The sequence below is a fragment of the Bdellovibrio svalbardensis genome, assembly GCF_029531655.1.
Lineage (GTDB): Bacteria > Bdellovibrionota > Bdellovibrionia > Bdellovibrionales > Bdellovibrionaceae > Bdellovibrio > Bdellovibrio svalbardensis.
Map to the genome: position 1 here is coordinate 371,883 of NZ_JANRMI010000003.1, position 17,045 is coordinate 388,927.

The 17,045-nt window shown below is 45.2% G+C and carries 17 protein-coding genes; 10 read left to right on the forward strand and 7 right to left on the reverse strand.

The genetic code is table 11. From position 1 onward, the window contains the following. Positions 1 to 2: 2 nt before the first annotated feature. Positions 3 to 1,181 (reverse strand): DUF748 domain-containing protein, encoded by a 1,179-nt coding sequence (locus tag NWE73_RS11885; RefSeq protein ID WP_277578548.1) that lies wholly within the window; start codon positions 1,179 to 1,181, stop codon positions 3 to 5. A gap of 135 nt (positions 1,182 to 1,316) precedes the next feature. On the opposite strand from NWE73_RS11885, the gene NWE73_RS11890 reads away from it, so the two are divergent. The 5 genes from NWE73_RS11890 to NWE73_RS11910 all read left to right on the forward strand — a co-directional run bounded on the left by NWE73_RS11890 (position 1,317) and on the right by NWE73_RS11910 (position 4,618). After that, positions 1,317 to 2,048, forward strand: coding sequence for a hypothetical protein (locus NWE73_RS11890; protein WP_277578549.1), 732 nt, complete (start codon positions 1,317 to 1,319; stop codon positions 2,046 to 2,048). Between the two features lie 40 nt (positions 2,049 to 2,088). Further along, positions 2,089 to 2,748 (forward strand): YggS family pyridoxal phosphate-dependent enzyme, encoded by a 660-nt coding sequence (locus tag NWE73_RS11895; RefSeq protein ID WP_277578550.1) that lies wholly within the window; start codon positions 2,089 to 2,091, stop codon positions 2,746 to 2,748. 121 nt (positions 2,749 to 2,869) lie between these two features. Continuing rightward, positions 2,870 to 3,697 carry a pyrroline-5-carboxylate reductase family protein gene (locus tag NWE73_RS11900; RefSeq protein WP_277578551.1) on the forward strand — a complete coding sequence of 276 codons (828 nt, stop codon included), beginning with the start codon at positions 2,870 to 2,872 and terminating at the stop codon, positions 3,695 to 3,697. 60 nt (positions 3,698 to 3,757) lie between these two features. Next, a complete protein-coding gene (locus NWE73_RS11905) occupies positions 3,758 to 4,306 on the forward strand; it encodes a DivIVA domain-containing protein (protein ID WP_277578552.1) in 549 nt (182 codons plus the stop codon). Between the two features lie 30 nt (positions 4,307 to 4,336). Next, entirely contained in the window at positions 4,337 to 4,618 is a 282-nt protein-coding gene (locus NWE73_RS11910) for a DUF167 domain-containing protein (RefSeq protein WP_277578553.1), read from the forward strand. Between the two features lie 6 nt (positions 4,619 to 4,624). Here NWE73_RS11910 and NWE73_RS11915 read toward each other — a convergent pair whose 3' ends face one another. Then, positions 4,625 to 5,791 carry a hypothetical protein gene (locus tag NWE73_RS11915; protein ID WP_277578554.1) on the reverse strand — a complete coding sequence of 389 codons (1,167 nt, stop codon included), beginning with the start codon at positions 5,789 to 5,791 and terminating at the stop codon, positions 4,625 to 4,627. A 23-nt stretch (positions 5,792 to 5,814) separates the two neighbouring features. On the opposite strand from NWE73_RS11915, the gene NWE73_RS11920 reads away from it, so the two are divergent. Then, a complete protein-coding gene (locus NWE73_RS11920; protein ID WP_277578555.1) occupies positions 5,815 to 7,050 on the forward strand; it encodes an MFS transporter in 1,236 nt (411 codons plus the stop codon). Next, the gene (locus NWE73_RS11925) at positions 7,047 to 7,391 is read left to right on the forward strand and encodes a rhodanese-like domain-containing protein (RefSeq protein ID WP_277578556.1); all 345 of its coding nucleotides are present in this window, start codon (positions 7,047 to 7,049) and stop codon (positions 7,389 to 7,391) included. Before NWE73_RS11920 ends, NWE73_RS11925 begins: the two co-directional genes overlap by 4 nt. Positions 7,392 to 7,398: 7 nt before the next feature. Here the strand turns inward: NWE73_RS11925 and NWE73_RS11930 are convergent, their stop codons facing one another. Then, positions 7,399 to 8,880 carry a HAMP domain-containing methyl-accepting chemotaxis protein gene (locus tag NWE73_RS11930; RefSeq protein ID WP_277578557.1) on the reverse strand — a complete coding sequence of 494 codons (1,482 nt, stop codon included), beginning with the start codon at positions 8,878 to 8,880 and terminating at the stop codon, positions 7,399 to 7,401. Positions 8,881 to 9,112: 232 nt separating this feature from the next. Here NWE73_RS11930 and NWE73_RS11935 point away from each other — a divergent pair, with 232 nt between their 5' ends. From NWE73_RS11935 to NWE73_RS11945, 3 genes are all read left to right on the forward strand, one after another. After that, the gene (locus NWE73_RS11935; RefSeq protein ID WP_277578558.1) at positions 9,113 to 9,604 is read left to right on the forward strand and encodes a cache domain-containing protein; all 492 of its coding nucleotides are present in this window, start codon (positions 9,113 to 9,115) and stop codon (positions 9,602 to 9,604) included. A 66-nt stretch (positions 9,605 to 9,670) separates the two neighbouring features. Continuing rightward, positions 9,671 to 10,807 (forward strand): porin, encoded by a 1,137-nt coding sequence (locus NWE73_RS11940; protein ID WP_277578559.1) that lies wholly within the window; start codon positions 9,671 to 9,673, stop codon positions 10,805 to 10,807. A 335-nt stretch (positions 10,808 to 11,142) separates the two neighbouring features. Then, positions 11,143 to 13,821: a valine--tRNA ligase gene (locus NWE73_RS11945; RefSeq protein ID WP_277578560.1), complete on the forward strand. Its 2,679-nt coding sequence runs from the start codon at positions 11,143 to 11,145 to the stop codon at positions 13,819 to 13,821. Positions 13,822 to 13,937: 116 nt separating this feature from the next. Here the strand turns inward: NWE73_RS11945 and NWE73_RS11950 are convergent, their stop codons facing one another. The 4 genes from NWE73_RS11950 to NWE73_RS11965 form a co-directional block, all read right to left on the reverse strand. Continuing rightward, positions 13,938 to 14,351, reverse strand: a complete 414-nt coding sequence (locus NWE73_RS11950; protein WP_277578561.1) for a hypothetical protein — start codon at positions 14,349 to 14,351, stop codon at positions 13,938 to 13,940. 244 nt (positions 14,352 to 14,595) lie between these two features. After that, entirely contained in the window at positions 14,596 to 15,366 is a 771-nt protein-coding gene (locus tag NWE73_RS11955; protein ID WP_277578562.1) for a hypothetical protein, read from the reverse strand. Between the two features lie 7 nt (positions 15,367 to 15,373). Next, a complete protein-coding gene (locus NWE73_RS11960) occupies positions 15,374 to 15,844 on the reverse strand; it encodes a hypothetical protein (protein ID WP_277578563.1) in 471 nt (156 codons plus the stop codon). A gap of 163 nt (positions 15,845 to 16,007) precedes the next feature. Continuing rightward, entirely contained in the window at positions 16,008 to 17,015 is a 1,008-nt protein-coding gene (locus tag NWE73_RS11965; RefSeq protein WP_277578564.1) for an isopenicillin N synthase family dioxygenase, read from the reverse strand. Positions 17,016 to 17,045: the final 30 nt, after the last annotated feature.

The following is a 17,045-nucleotide window of genomic DNA, read 5'->3' on the forward strand; positions in this document are numbered from 1 at the left end:
TTCTAACGAAGAGTCGTCACAGGTTCTTTTCCTTTTTCAGCAATAACACCTTTTTTCTTTCGCAAAGCCATAGGTCGTTTTGGAGTTGGCTTTGCGAAACCATTCCGAATCGAGGACCAAAATGACGACCACGGCTCTTGGCCCGAGATCATTTGCCCCGAAAATGTGTAGCGCCGACCATGAGCCTTTTTCGAGGATGAATTCAAAACCAAATCACCCAAGCTTTGGACACTTTCGCTGAGATAGCTTTTCGATATGCGGTTGTTCCACTCAATCTTGACGGCCTCCACATTTTTAAAAAAGGGCGTCAGATAACCACGCAAATTTCCATCCTTCATGAAAACCTGCGAGTACATATTCAATTCGCCATTCAAAAAGTAATACGGCCCATACAGAATAAATGCATTGTTAAGTTTCGAGAGATGCAGGGAGGTCAACTCAACTTTGGCATTCAAAGAGGGAAGTTCTTTGGAAATATCAAACTGAGCACTTCCCCTCACCCAGCCATCGCGCTGAACTCGTCCCGAGAAGAGCAACTGGCTGGGAAATCGCCTTTGAACATTTTCAGTATTGTGAATGTTAATAGCCGATATAAAGATATTATCGACAGAGATCTGCACTGGTTTTTTATAGTCACGATTGACAAATAAAAGATTGCTGTCAGTAATCTTGACACTTTCCAGATCCCACGGCACCAGCTTGGCAAAAGATTGGCGCCAATCATAGTCCTCGCCGAACTGCTGATTTCCCTTCAACACACTGTCGATAAGATTGATCTTTGCACGAGACACCTCCAACGAGCCCATGATTTTCTTTTGCTGCAACAGAAGGTGCGACAAGAGAGACACTTCCATCTTATCCACCGATAGCAAAGGATCATAATCAGCGCGATCTTTTTTCCAGACTCGGAGGCCTTCAATATGAAAGGACCCTTTATAAAGAGAGAGACCAAAGCCCTCAATGTTTCCTGTATAACTTTTCATGTCCTGTTCAAGGTGCTTGTTGATGGAATAACGAATTCCCAACGGCAAAAGCAGTCTGAAGAGAATAATAAGCGCGCCTGCAAGAATAATAATTTTGTAGCGAAGCTTCATCACATTTAGGTTTTGCTGAGCGCACATTTTTTTCAACCGAGAGTTCGCTGGCACACAACAAGAATCGTTGATTCTAGACCGTCTCAAAATGAAATTCCTATCTCCGCGAGGTCTTTTTTTGTCACTTCACGAAGAGATCGACAATGTTACTTGGCTGAAATGAAACTGTAGGCCGTTCTGAGTGGCACTGTCAGTGAATTACTTCTAAGCCAAGAGGTCCCTATGAAGTACTTAGCGTCACTGATTTTCTTTGCTTCAATTCATTTTATTGCCCACAGCGCGCTTGCTGCGAAGACTCTCAGCGAAGCGAGCAATTGCGTGGAATGCTCATTTGCACCAGCGACTTTAAGTAAGGATGCCCTCAACGCCCGATCCATTCGAAATGCTGTCTCCAATGGCACAGAACCACAAAGTGTTGCCGACATCGGCGAACGCATGAACTGGGCCGCCACTTGTAGTAAATTTGCCAAAGGAAATTCTTATGGCCCGTGGGGTTTGGCCGTTATTAGCGAACTTGAGACAAATAAATACGACGAGTTGATTCGCGGATCCTCTGACTTGTATCGAATTTGCCCTGGCTACCAACAAATGGACCGCGACGGAAAAAATGGAATGTGGGTTGCGATTATCGCGGCCATGGCCAATCACGAAAGCTCTTGCCGCGAAAATCCTCCTCTTCACGGAGGACCCAATGGAACTTTGGTGGGCCTTATGCAACTTCATAAGGGTCGCGAAAATGCCTATTCGCCAGATGGCTGCAAACGCGGCGATGGCTCCACAGCCAAGGGCAGCATTCGTTGCTCTCTATCAATGATCAACGACCAGCTAGGCCGCGGCCTGCCTCTTTTTGCAAAATCTGGAGAGACTTACTGGGAAGTTTTGCAGAGAACTTCAAGAAAGAAGATCTACGCCGAAATACAAGAAGCCATCCAAGACTACGCTCTTTGCCGTTAACACGCGTGACTCTTAAAATATCGGGTGCTAGGTTTCCTATATGGCTCTAAAGAAAGTTCTCGCAGAATTGGGATCCTGTAAATTGCTGGCAGTTTCGAAGCTGCAGCCTGCACATAAAGTTCATTCACTTTATGAAGATGGTCAGCGCTCATTTGGCGAAAACTATGTGCAGGAAGCTATAGAAAAAATCGAGCAGTTAAATTCACTTCCCGATATTGAATGGCACCTCATTGGCCACCTCCAAAAGAATAAGGCCAAACAGGTTGTTGGAAAGTTTCATCTCATTCATTCCGTGGAAAGCTTGGCACTTGCCCAGGCCTTAAGCCGTCAATGCGAAGCCAAAAAAATTGAGCAGAATATCTTGATTCAGGTGAATCTGGCCCAAGAGGAAACCAAAAGTGGCTTCGACAAAGAAACAGTCGTTAAGCAATGGGCTGAACTCACCCAACTGCCCCATTTGAAAATTTATGGCCTGATGACCATGCCGCCACTAACCGAAACAGGTGAGGAAGTACGTCCTTATTTTAGGGAACTCCGCGAGCTTCGAGAAGAGCTTAAAAAACAAACAAACACCCAAGTTCACCCGATGACTGAGCTGTCAATGGGCACGAGCCATGATTATTTGGTGGCTATTCAAGAGGGAGCAACCATTGTGCGTCTTGGGACTATTTTGTTTGGCGAACGCCCTGCCAAAAGGTAGACTTTAAGAATAGACCGCTTCTGCGGTTTGCCAAAGTTAGACTTTCCTACTCCGACAATTGTCGGTGTGCAGAACCCTACTCCGACAACGTCGGAGTGCAGACAAGAGGAGCACCTACTCCATGAATCCACTGTTAAAATCTCAAAAAATCGGTTTCTTGGGCGCGGGTAACATGGCACAAGCCATGATCAAAGGCCTCATCGAAGGCGGCATTCCGGCAAAACACATATGCGCCACCAACAGATCTGAAGGAAAGTTGATCAAACTTAAAGAGCAGTATCAAATCACCACCTTCGCCAACAACGAAGAACTGATCGACTACTGCGACATCATTATCTTGGCGGTCAAACCTCAAGATCTTCTGACAGCACTTGAACCAGTCGGCCGCGCTTTCGATGAACACAAAATCGTCATCAGCGTCGCTGCCGGTGTGCGCATGGAAAAACTCGAAAGAGTTCTCAATGGCGCAAGACTTTGCAGAGTTATGCCCAACACTCCCTCACTGATTGGCCGCGGTGTTATTGGTTATCTTCTCAATGATGATGAAGATGCAGCCCTCGAGAGTACTGTGGAAGATTTGTTCCAACCCTTGGGTCGCGTGATCAAAGTGGCGGATGAGGATCAATTTGAAGCCTTGATGATCTCTTGCTCAAGTGGAACCGGATTTGTTTTTGAAATGATGATGTACTGGCAAGATTGGATTGAGGAACATGGCTTTTCCGTGGAAGAAGCCCGCCTTATGACAATTGAAACATTTGTCGGTGCTTCTTTGTTGGCCGCACAGGCCCGCGAAGGGGTTGAGGACCTGCAAGCTCGTGTTACGTCCAAAAAGGGAGTGACCGCAGCTGGACTTCAGTCCATGAGAGAACTCGAAATCGAACGAGCTTTGCGCATCAGCTTTGAAAAAGCAGCGATGAGAAACAAAGAAATGGCCAGAGAAATCAAATAGTCTTGCCCAGACGCAGACTCGGCCTTTATCCTTAATTCATATTGTTCAAGGAGGAACATAATGAAGATTACTCCTATTGATATTGCTCACAAGTCTTTTGGTAAAAAGATGATGGGATTGGATACTGACGAGGTTATGGATTTCCTCCAGCAGATCGCCGGGCAAATGGAAGCACTTATTCAGGAACGCAACGCTTTGAAAGAGGCTATGCGCGAAAAAGAACTTTCCTTAATGGAATACAAAGATCGCGATCAGGTTCTTAAAGAGACGATCCAAACTGCGACTCAAATGGCAGACCGTCTTCGTCAGGATGCTGAAAGAGAAGCGAAGTTAATCACTGCCGACGCTCAACAGAAAGCTGAGATCATCACACGTGATTCTCGTGATTCACTTAAAAAAATGTATCAGGAAGTGAACGACTTGAAACGTGCTCGCATGCAGTTTGAGGCGAACTTGAAAGCATTGGCCCAAGCTCACTTGAGCTTGTTGGAACAAGGCGAAAGATACATGCCACAAATGAATCTTCCAAATCACAACATGGTGAACACTGGAAACGCGAATCAGACAGCCGGCAGAAATACTAATATTTCTCCTTTGTCCGCCGAATAGTGATTCACTCCGACTTCGTCGAAACAGCTTATGATTGAGATTACAAAAGGTGGAGTTCGACTCCACCTTTTTATTCAACCGAAATCCTCGAAAAATGAAGTTGTGGGTCTTCACAACGGACTTCTTAAAATAAAAATCACCGCCCCGCCCATTGATGGCAAAGCCAATGAAGGACTTATCAAATTTCTTTCAGATTTTTTTGATATTCCGAAGAGAGACATTGTTTTAGTCAGAGGCGAAACAGGTCGCACTAAAACAGTGGAGCTGCTCGGCATGAGCGAACAGCTCGTCAAAGAAAAACTCAAGCTCTAGCAGATCTTACCAACCGGATTTCTTCTTCTTTTTCTTATCTTGTTTCAGCTCGATTTGCATTTCGGCGTCATCCATCTGTCTTTGCAATTCATCATCAACAGTTTTTGGACGCTTCGTTGGCGTCGGCTTAAATATAGTCTGATCGACACCATCATCCGTTTGCTCCCGGAACTTCTTCACTTTTTGCTCAGAGCTCAATTCCGTGTCAGATTCCTTGTGCATATTCGACTTACCGGAAGGAACTGCATTATGAACGGGTTCGTAGGATCGTGGCGCCGAATAGCCGCGAGTTAAGTCAAAACTATAACGAATGAAGCCACCCACATGGTAACCAGCCGCCGCGTTTTCACCAGCAACTGTTGCTCCGCCATTAAATTGCAAACTCCACGCAGGAGCCACATCCCATGTGGCATACAACAATGTGTCCACCAAAGAAGGATTCACAGAGTACCATCTATAGGATTCTGCATCGACTTGATTCAAGTAAGCATTGCGAGAGGCCTTATTATTTGTATCTTTATCATCGGTGATACTTTGAGTTCCGAAAAACTCTCCACCCAATTTCCAAACACCAAAGTTACCCTGAAAGCCAACGCCCCAAGGCATGACATAGGAACGCCCTTCACCACGGTAATTAAATCCAATCCAACCATACATGCGAGCCGCGCCTAAATCTTTCTGCGCTGTCATTCTTGCCCAAGCCTCAAAGACCCCTTCGGCGTTCAAAACTTGATCGGCTGTGCCATCAACTTTTTCAAACGGGATCAAAACCGCCATTTCAGGCACCAACTGGAACACACCGTCGTACATGATGAAGTCAAATCCACCTAAAAGCTGAGTCAAAGAGCTGTTCGTGCGAGTTGAAACGGAATTTTTGCTTTCCGCATTACCAATAGTCGCCAAAGCAAAGAGCGACCAGTCGCGACTTGGCATGTAACGAGTACTAAAGTTCACATCTATAAGCTGATAATGGTTCCCGCTAGTCAGTTTTTGAGTTCCACTGCCCATATTGACGTAATTGGCGTCAGAATAGAAATACTGGGTACCTAATTCAAAGTCCCAACGATCCCTTTTGAACTCCTTGTAATTATCGAAGGAGTGAGCTGCTGGAGCTAACAAAAAAAGACCTACAAAGAGTAACGTCAAACGCTGAAGATTATTTGCCATTTTCATAAGTTCCTAATATTAACAAGGCTATGACTCCGACATCAAATAAATCACAGCTCGCCATCATCTTTTTCACAGTTTTCCTCTATCTTGTAGGCTTTGGTGTGGTTATTCCAATCCTTCCAATATTGAGTCGCAATTTCGGAGCAACAGCGACTCAAACCGGACTTTTATTATCAGTTTACTCTGCCATGCAATTTATCTTCTCGCCTTTCTGGGGAAGACTGAGTGATCGCCTGGGTCGTCGCCCTATTTTGCTGTTTTGCTTGGTGGGCGAAGGACTCTCTTACATTTTATTCGCATGGGCACGCAGCCTAGAGTGGCTTTTCGTCGCCCGCATCCTGGCAGGCTTCTTTGGAGCCAGTATTTCAACCGCATCCGCCTATATCTCTGACATCACTCCAAAACACGAGCGCTCCAAAGGCATGGCCTTGATCGGCGTCGCTTTCGGCTTGGGCTTCGTCGTCGGCCCGGCCTTGGGTGGAGGCTTGGCGGTTTGGGGTCATCATATTGATGCAACACCGCACTTCGATACGTCGTTTTCTTTCCTTTGGGTCGCAGCACTTTGCTTCTTGAACTTCTTATTCGGCATCAAGTTCCTGAAAGAATCTTTGTCAGAGAAGAGTGAATCCGCTGAGAAGAAGAAACGCTTCTCAACAATGTGGCACTATCTCAATGTAAAAACCGTAGGTCCCTTGATGACGGTTTTCTTACTTTCCTCACTGGCCATGTCAGGAATGGAAGCAACTTTGATTCTTTTCATGGGTGAAAAATTTCAATGGGATGTTAAGCAAGTCAGCTTTGGTTTTGCCTATATCGGTGTGATCATCATCTTCACTCAAGGTTTCTTGGTTCGTCGTCTTTTGCCAAAATGGGGTGAGCGTAAAGTTTTGCGTCTGGGTATTTTCCTGCTCGCGCTGGGAATCACGGGAATTGCCTTCTCAGACAACCTGGTCGCGATGGCTATCACTATGACATTACTTTCTTTGGGTAATGGCTTGGCCAACCCCTCTACGCTTGGAAGCATCAGTTTGTTGACTGATTCTAAAGAGCAAGGGGCAGCAATGGGCGTCACCCAAAGTATGGCCTCATTGGGAAGAATCTTGGGACCCGCAATTGGAGGAATGCTTTATCAGCATATCTCAATGACTTCACCATTCTGGGTTTCTGGCTCGATGGCATTCTTAGGATTTGCCATTGTTATTCTTATTTTCAAATCTATTCCGGATCACGCAAAATCACATATCGCGAAGGCTAGAACATGATCGACATTGCGCAAATTGGCTATTTTCAATTCGACAACCTCGTCCGCGGTCGCATCCCTTTTGTTTTAGTCAACTTCGGAGTGGATCTCAGCGTTTGGTATAAAAGCGTCGAGGCCATGCATCTGGAAGCAGTCACCATTCATGCCACGGAAGAGAACTATCTAGAGCAAGTGAGAGCGAAAAATCTGCCGGCTCATTTTGCAATTGTGGTTTTAGATCAAGATGGATCCAAGGCAAAAAAAATCGCGGACTCTTTGGAATCCGCAGGCTTTATGAATGCACACTACGTTCGTGGCGGCTTCAATGGCATTGAGCAAGAGAAGCGCGAAGAGCAAGGATAAAGGCCCGTTAAGCGGCCTTTAAACCTTCATCCTCGACATTTTGTTTTGAGCCTTCGACAACTTTATTAAACTCAAAAATATCCGCGTGAATACCATCTGTTTCATGACGCATTTTCTCTGAAGAGTTTGCGACCTCTTGGGCCATCTGAGCATTCTTCTGAGTCGATTCATCCAGCTGAGTCATCGCATGATTAATTTGATTAATGCCCTCAGACTGCTCCTGACTTGCTGCTGAAATCTCTGAGTTCAGGACTGTCACTTTTTCAACAACCTCAACGATGTTCTTTAACGCTGAACTGGATTTGCCGGCAATCGAAGCGCCTCGCTCGACACGTTCACTTGTCTCTTTAATCAGACTAGAAATGTCTTTCGCTGCAATCGCACTTCTTTGCGCCAAAGTTCGCACCGCTTCTGCCACAACAGCGAATCCTCGCCCGTGCTCCCCAGCTCTTGCCGCCTCTACTGACGCGTTCAGAGCCAAAAGATTTGTTTGGAAGGCAATATCATCAATCACATCTGTAATTTCAGAAATGCGCTTTGAACTGTCAGAAATCTGCGCCATCGCATCACCCAGGGTGCGGACTTCATTTTCACCGTGATGGGCTGCTTCGCCCGCCTGGCGGGACAGATCCGTGACGAGCTTCAACTTCTGATCATTTCCCTTCACCAGATCCATGATCATATTCAAAGAGGCCACGGTCTCTTCCAAAGAGGCTGCCGCCTCTACTGAAGAACTTGAAAGAATTTGACTGGCCGAGCTTAAACTGCCAGATGCAGAATTCACGGTTTCACTGGAGGTACGAATTTGCGAAATAAATTGCGTGATTCTTTTTGTTAGATTGGTCGCCAACATGAAGGTCACAACCAACGACAACAAGAACATCACACCAGAAACTAATATAATTGTTTGCTTTGATAAGTGAGCTTGCGAAACTGACTCCTGTCCACGTTTTTTCTGCTCTTCGAGGGTGTGAGACGAGATCTTTTTAAAGCTCGCAACTAAAGGCGCCGCCGAATCGCGCACTTTCGCAGAGAGGTTGTATTTCGCCATCTCATCCCAGCGCGGATCATTCTTAGAAAGATATTTTAATGCAGAATCCACTTCAGCTTTAAATGCCGCCCACTGTTCATTTACGGGTTTATACAAATCTTTGCCATCTGCGGAGCGATCAAATTTCTCATATTCAACTTTCGCTGCTTCAAAATCAGCGATGGCTTGAGAAACTTCATCAGTCAATTTTTTACGTTGTTCGACATCAATTCCAGAACCATAAATTCCCCACAAATAGCGTACGACTTCGTGGACTTTTGAATTCATTGTCGCCAAAGAGTTTGCTTCAGGAAGTCTTTTTAAACTTGCCTCTTCGATTTCCGCAGAGAGCTTTCCCATAAATACAAAGGAGGTTCCGCCCACCATCAATATAATAGCCACTTGAAAAAACACCGGAGCTAGGAACTTAAATCTCAATCCGCGAAACCACTTCGACACAAACCCTCCCTCAAGAAATTACAATTCAGGTCTGTAATGCTATTCGGCCCGCTTAACAGTTCACTAAACGAATGGGCGCCCAATTTTGAATGTTTTTTTACAAAAATAAGGCGGAGTCATATTTGAGTCTCGACCTAGGACTAAGAATTCTAAAAACTAATACTCAAGTACAAAAGGTTCTCTACTATTTTGATCTATTAATGACACCAAAATGCTTTTCAAGGAGAGAAAGATGAAGAAATATTTTGTTTTTTTAACAGGAACTTTACTCAGCGTTGGAGCCTTTGCTGCTGACAACTGCACTGCTTCGAAAAAAACCGCGGTCTGCACAGAAGACTCTGTTAAGGAGCGCGTAGAGTGGGCTTGCAAAGTTGTTGAGACTAAGGGCAAAGCTGGCCTTCCTGAAATCAACGCCATGAGATTCGAGTGCTGTGGCGAACCGAACTATGTGTGGGTTCAAGATATGAAGCCAACCATGATCATCCATCCAATCAAAACTGAATTGAACGGTCAGGATCTTTCAACGAAGGCAGATCCTAAAGGTAAAAAACTTTTCGTAGAGTTCGTTAACGCTGTGAAAAAGACTCCATCTGGTGCCTGGGTGGACTACGAATGGACAAAGTTTGGCGAGCCAGCGGCCACACCTAAGAAGTCTTGGGTAAAAAAATGTAAGGCAAGTGACACAAAAGAAGATTGGATAGTTGGCTCAGGAACTTGGCTGTAACATACTAGCCACATATAGAGATCTTTTTAGACTTTAAACCATAAGACTTTAACCAAGGACGTAGGAATGAAAAAGTTTTTGATGGCAGCAACATTAGCAACAACAACAATGGCGGCGACAGCGGCGCACGCGGGAAGCATCAGCTATGATTTCCGCGGCGACTACCAAAGTGCTGACTATAATAAAAATGCCGAAAGTGTCACTGCACCAACAGGTGGAGCAACAAAGAACTCGGACTTCAGCAGAATGTACTTCAAAATCGCTCGTTTGGATTTTAAAGGTAACATGAATGAAGACCTTTCTTATCGCGTAAGATGGACTTTCTACGGAAATACGCCTGCCGTTGGAACTCGTGATAACATCTGGAATAACATTCAGTTGGCATACATCACGCAAAAATTGGGCTCTGGATTCAGCGTGACTCTGGGCAAGCTCTACTCTGACATCGGTGGCTTTGAAGGCGCAATGTCAGGTGCGGATTTGTATCTGACATCAGAATCTTACTCTCATAAATTTGGCAATGACCAATTGGCAAGCCGATCTTATGGAACTGGCGATGGCAACATCCTCTATATGACTGGTGCGAAAGTTGACTATACATTTGCTGATCAAGTGTTCTCTGCAATGATTTTGAATCCAGCACAAGATGAAACAACTGGATCTGGTGCTTTCAATCAAACTTCTAATGCATGGGGCTTGGTTTATAAAGGTTCATTCATGGAAAAAGCTATTAGCTTGATCGCAAGCTACCATGAGCTACCTGGCACAAACAACCCTCAGGGAGCACCGACTTCATACACTAGCGATGACAAATCAAAAATGTACTCTGCAGGCTTCAAATGGGATGCAACTCCTGTGATGGCGTCTATTGAATACATTGGTCAACAGAATGATTACAAGCCAGCAGCTTCTTCGTTCACTGATAAAATGGATTCAGTAGTTGTAAAAGCAGCTTGGACTGGTTGGGAGCAATGGACACCACGTCTTGAGTTCACAAGCACAACTGAAAAAGTTGATTCAGCTAGCGCAACAAACAAATTCACTGGCTACGGCGCCATCATCGAATACAAGCCACGTAAAGATGATATCTACCGTTACCACCTTGCGTACCAAAATATCAAAGAAACACCAGAAACTGGCAGCGACCTGACTCGTCAAGAGATCGTGCTCGGCGCTCGTTTGATGGGCGACTTCTTGAAATAATAAAGAAAGCACACAGACTTTCATCAAGGGAGGCCCCAAAAGCCTCCCTTTTTTTATGCCCAAAAAGGTGCCTGCTTCTTTTTTGGGTCTACACCGCATCATAACTCCCCCCACAAGAACACCTGGTTCCTCTTCGGAAAAGCCGAAAAAGGTGCCTGCCATCTTTTCGGAGAAAACGGCAGGCACCCTTCGGTTTTTGATGCGGTGTAGACGCAAAATGGAGGCTGGCACTCTTATGGTCTTGGGGTGCTACTCTTTGGAGGGGGAATCTGCTATGTTCTAGGGGTTAAAAACCTTGGGATATCGTGTCCTTAAACCTTCAGGGGTAATTTGCAATGTCAGAGAATTTATCAGATCGCTACAACCCGGCTGATGTAGAAAACAGAACTTATCAGTGGTGGGAAGAATCCGGCTTTTTCAAAGCTCAGGATCAATCTACAAAACCTCCCTTTTCAATTATTCTTCCACCACCGAACGTCACGGGTTTCTTGCACATGGGACATGCGTTGGATCACACGATTCAAGATATGCTCATTCGTTGGAAAAGAATGAATGGCTTCAATACGATGTGGCTTCCCGGAACGGACCATGCCGGCATTGCCACTCAATCCGTAGTTGAAAAAGAACTCAAAAAACAAGATGTCACTCGTCACGATCTTGGCCGCGAAAAATTCGTCGAAAAAGTTTGGGAGTGGAAACATCAATACGGAAATCGCATCTACTCACAAATGCGTCGCCTTGGCGATTCTTGTGATTGGGACCGCGCGGTCTTCACTTTGGATGAAGGCGCCTCTAAAGCGGTTCGCAAAGTATTCGTGAGCCTTCACCAGAAAGGTTTGATCTATCGTGGTCAACGCCTTGTGAACTGGTCAGGTCCGCTTGAGACTGCGATTTCTGATTTGGAAGTTGAACACAAACAAATCAAGGGAACTCTTTTCCATATCAATTATGCATTGGAAGATGGTTCTGGATTCCTGACTGTAGCAACGACTCGCCCAGAAACTCTGTTAGGAGACACAGCCGTAGCCGTGAATCCTGAAGATGATCGCTACAAACACTTGATCGGCAAAAACGTTATTCTTCCTTTGCTTGGTCGCAAGATCAAAATCATCGGCGACACTTACGTAGACAAAGAGTTCGGTTCTGGCGTGGTGAAAATCACTCCAGCCCATGACTTCAACGACTACAAAGTTGGAAAATCGCACAATCTGGATTTCATCAATCTTTTGACTAAAAAAGCAGAGATGAACGAGAACGCGGGCCCTTATGCTGGACTCAAAGTTCAAGAGGCCCGTAAACGCGTTGTTGAAGATTTGAAAGCACATAATCTTTTGGTCAAGGAAGAGCCTCATGTTCATTCAGTCGGTCACTGCTCACGCTCTGGCGCAGTGGTAGAGCCTTTCTTGTCTGAGCAGTGGTTCGTGAAGATGGAGCAACTTGCGACGCCTGCAAAACGCGTTGTGGAAAGTGGCACTATCCGCTTCGAACCAGAATCTTGGACAAAAGTTTATCTTCATTGGCTCAATAACATCGAAGACTGGTGTATTTCTCGCCAGCTTTGGTGGGGACATCGCATCCCTGTTTGGTATTGCAACTCTTGCAACCACCACACAGTCAGCGAAACAGATGTGACAGCTTGTGAAAAGTGCGGCAGCACTGATTTGAAACAAGATGATGACGTTTTGGATACCTGGTTCAGTTCGGCTCTATGGCCGTTCTCTACAATGGGTTGGCCAGATGAGACTGAAACATTGAAAACGTTCTACCCAACCAGTTACTTGGTAACTGGTCACGATATCATTTTCTTCTGGGTTGCCCGTATGATCATGATGGGTCTGGAATTCAAACGGGATGTGCCGTTCCGCACAGTTTACATCCACGGCTTGGTGCGCGACTCACAAGGCAGAAAGATGTCGAAGTCTTTGGGTAACTCTATTGACCCGGTTGAGATGATTGAGAAATACGGCGCCGATGCTCTTCGCTTCACGTTTGCGGCTCATTTGTACTCTGGTAAAGACTTTAAGTTCAGTGAACAACGTCTTGAAGGCTATCGCAACTTCATGAACAAGATCTGGAATGCGGCTCGTTTCGCACTTTCAAATCTTGCAGATTTCAAAGTGCCTTCAGAGGGCGTCAAAGCTTTGCCTAGCAAAGCCCATATCAGCGTCTTCGACCAATGGATCATCACAAAACTTGCTGAAGTGACTAAAGAAGTTGAAGAAGCGATGGAGGCTGAAAAGTTCTCGGACGCTGCCAATGCTCTTTACCACTTCATCTGGAATCAATTCTGTGACTGGTATATCGAATTTACGAAACCAATCATGAATGGCACCAATGCGGAAGAGAAAGCAGCCACTCAGTTAGTTATTGCACAAGTTTTGAATCGCATCACTCGTCTGTTGCATCCGTTCACACCGTTTATCTCTGAAGAGATCTACCAAAAGCTTCCGATCAAAGGCCAAGCTTGTATCGTGGATCAATTCCCGAACGTCAGAAACGACAAAGATTTCCTGGCATTGGGATCAGAGCAAGCGGCATTTGAAATCGACTTGGTAAAAGAAGTGGTTTCAGCAATCCGTAATATCCGCGGTGAAAACCGCATCAGTCCGGCTATCAAGTTGAATGTTCGCCTTGGAGTTACAAACGACCAGGTTCAAAAGGTGTTGGGCAACAACCGCACAGCCTTGATGACAATGGCTCGCCTTGAAAACTTGGAAATCGGCGAAGAAGGCAACCTGCAAAAATGTGCCGTGGCTTCAGTTATGGTTAAAGATGCGAACGTAAAAGTGATCATCCCACTTGAAGGCCTTGTGGATTTCGACGAAGAGTTGAAACGTATCAACAAAACCATCGAGAAGTTGCAAAAAGATATCTCAATGCTGACGGCGAAGCTTTCTAACGAAAAATTCGTGGCAAATGCAGAGGAAGAAGTTATTGCAGCTGACAGAGTTTTGCTCGCACAATCCAAAGTTCAATTGGAATCATTGCGCGACGCTTTGACTCGCTTCCAATAAGCAAAAGGTGCCTGGCACCTTTTGCTTCACTCAGCGCGACATAGTTCGAAATAAAAAAAGCCCTGCTTGATTCAAGCGGGGCTTTTTATTTTCAGGAATACCTGGCTTCAGTAATTTTACTTACGGAGAGTGATGTGGCATTTAGCGCTGCCTTCACCTGCGGTGTTATTAATTGGGAAGTCGAGATCGACCGAGGCTTCGGAGCCTGAGCCCATATTAATGACATTAATCTCCTTGTATGCGGCGTCGACACTGCTCTTAAGAATCGAAAGACCCACATCAGTTTCGTTTAACTGGCGCACCCAAACAAGATAGCTGTGATTTCCAATTACTAGGTTTTGATTCTCAGACGCCGCTGGCTTGTAGATCACCTTTGATGAAGGTTCAATACTGATCACCTTGCCCGTGGATGAATACAGATAAACGCTGCTAGTCTGGCACTCGTATTCCGCGCTGATATCCATGAATTTATATCCAGCATGCGAAGTTACCGCCACAAAGGTCAAAGCCATCATAATCAAAGTCTTCATAAACACCTCAAGACCCTAAACTATTCAATGTCTGTTCCACCACGTCCGCCGTTTAAATTAACAAAGAGGCCGCAAGGCTGTCTAATCCCCGTGAATTTATACAAAAAATGGCACTTCTTGAGGACTTCAAGCAACTAGCTAAGTTATTAGATTTTCTAAAGAAAGTTCTTACTGGAGGCGCCTAGGGAACCCCGGGAAGGAAGCCGATCCCTTGCGAACCGGCTCTATAAGATTGGCTCAATAGCTACTTACACTGACAAGAGAGTGTTTTGGCAGAATCAACGCCAGAGCATTTAAAGGTCTTCTGATCGTGCATCAATTCAAATGAATAGATACGACCGTTTTTCTCTACGACACTTAAGTCGTCACCGTTTTGATAATAAACTTTGCGCGCCGAAGACTTACTTACCAACTGACCATCAGCCTCAAGACTTGCAATCAAAGTATCCGATGGATTGGCCATTTGCTCTTTACTCAAAGGGATTTCCTTTTGAGTGCCGTTGGGTTGCATAGAGTAATATTTAAGAGAGCGGATCGCTTCCATCTCAACATTCGGAGTATTCTTGATAAAGATACGACGAATCTCTCCTGAATTTGTTTTGATATCTGTTGCTGACCAATCTTCAGTGGTCGTTACCACTTCACCCAAGTCCGGCGCGATGATCGTATTCAAGGTTTCAAAATTCATATCATCATTTTGCGTGAACGGACCGGTTTTCATGTTCAAGCAGACAGACATATCCTTGATGTTCTTTTGCAAAAGTTCAAAGCGCTTGGGATCTTCCATCTTCGTTGGCAAAAAGCCATTTGAATCAATTGCAGGTTCCCCAGAGGCAGCCTCTGGTGGGGGCGCAGCAGCCTCACCTTGCGCCGATGGATTGGCAGAGGGATTCGGCAGATCAGGAGGAAAATCCTGGGGCATGTGGTTCGTTTTTGAACCGCCAAAGAAACAATAAGAGAGCACCAGAATAACGGCGACTACACCAACTAGTATAAGCGAATTACGTTTTGTCATCTCTTAACTATCGACCGATCTCTATCGAAACGTCAATCGGATAGGTCTGCGTTGAAGCCTTAAGAAATCGAAAACGAGTATTGTAGTATTCTAAATTCTCTGCGAGTCGCAAACAATTCGGCCCCTTGAGGGTAATGAATAACAAATAGTCAGGCAGTCCCGAACGATACTCAAATTGCCACTGCGAAACCTGATCACAGCCATTGATTATTTCCGGAGCATCCAAAGGAGTCACTTCAACTTTTTCAGCAGCCATGAAGTTCACATAATTATCTTCAAAAAATGGATCAACATATGTTGGCACAACGCCCATGCGAATCATCGCCTCTTGAGTCGTTGGATTCCAGATGACTGATTTTTCCAAATTGTTCTGAAGACCAAAAGTCTTCACGCGGAATCTCATGGGCAAATCAGCCGCCATAGATTCCATAGACCACATATTTACCAGAAGAATCGTTAGTATCACCAGATATCGCATGAAATCCCCCCTCATGTTCAACGGTGCATTTGCTGTTTACTAATGAAGACCCCTAGAATGCAAGAAAGGGAACTTTGCAGTTCCCTTTCTTGAAGTCATTTCAGCTCGGTGACAATTTTAGGTTCTTTGCCCTACTCCGACGAAGTCGGAGTGCAAGCCAGCCCTATTTAATCAAACCGATCTCACGAAGTCTTTGCATCAAGAAATCATGACCAGTGATATCAGCGTATTTCGCGCCTGTCCCTTTACAAGAAGGCAAGCAACTCAACATCGCCTCAGGATGAGGATGCATAAAGAATGGCATTGAATAACGGCTGCTATTCTTACCATCCTGCGGATTGATCACACGGTGAGTAGTCGAAGGAAGAACGTCGTTCGTCAAGCGGGCCAACATATCACCCACGTCTACGATCAAAGTATCTGGCTCTGAATCGATATCCAACCAAGTGCCATCGCGATCTTTTAACTGCAAACCAGAAGTCGTTGCTGCTGGCAAAATCGTAATGAAGTTGATGTCTTCATGTGCCGCCGCGCGAACACAACGAGGATCAACGCCCTCAGGGATTGGTGGGTAATGCAATAGTCTCAGGATAGAGTTTCCATCCTTAGTCATGCGTGCAAAGAAATCTTTATCGAGCTCCAATGGCATCGTCAAAGCTTCCAGCATCACACTGCCCGCTTCTTCCAAGGCATTGAACAAAGACAAGAAGTGAGTTTTGAATTCAGGAATTTCAGAAGGCCAAACGTTCGCCGGATAAACTTCTTTCAAAGCATGACCTTCAGGAAGATCACGACCCACATGCCAGAACTCTTTCAAGTCCATCACCGGAGAGTCTTTTGCATGTTCTTGACCAAACGGTGTGTAACCACGTTGGAAGCCTGCTTTTGGTGAGATATAAGATTTTTTTACTTCAGTAGGAAGAGCGTAGAAGTTCGCAAGAAGCTCGTAAGCTTTATGAAGGTCCGCGGCCTTGACGTTATGATCTTTCAGGATGATGAAGCCGTACTCTTTAAGACCAGTGAAAAGATTGTCGATAAATTTCGTTTTCTCTTCCGCAGTGCCTTTTGTATAACTGGCAAGGCTCAGAGTTGGTACTTTACGAAGAGTGCTGTTTTCAGATTTCGATGAAATCGAATTTTCAGAATGAGATGCAGTTTCCAATGTTCTCATGATTTCCCCCTTTTAAGTTTCCCTAAAATT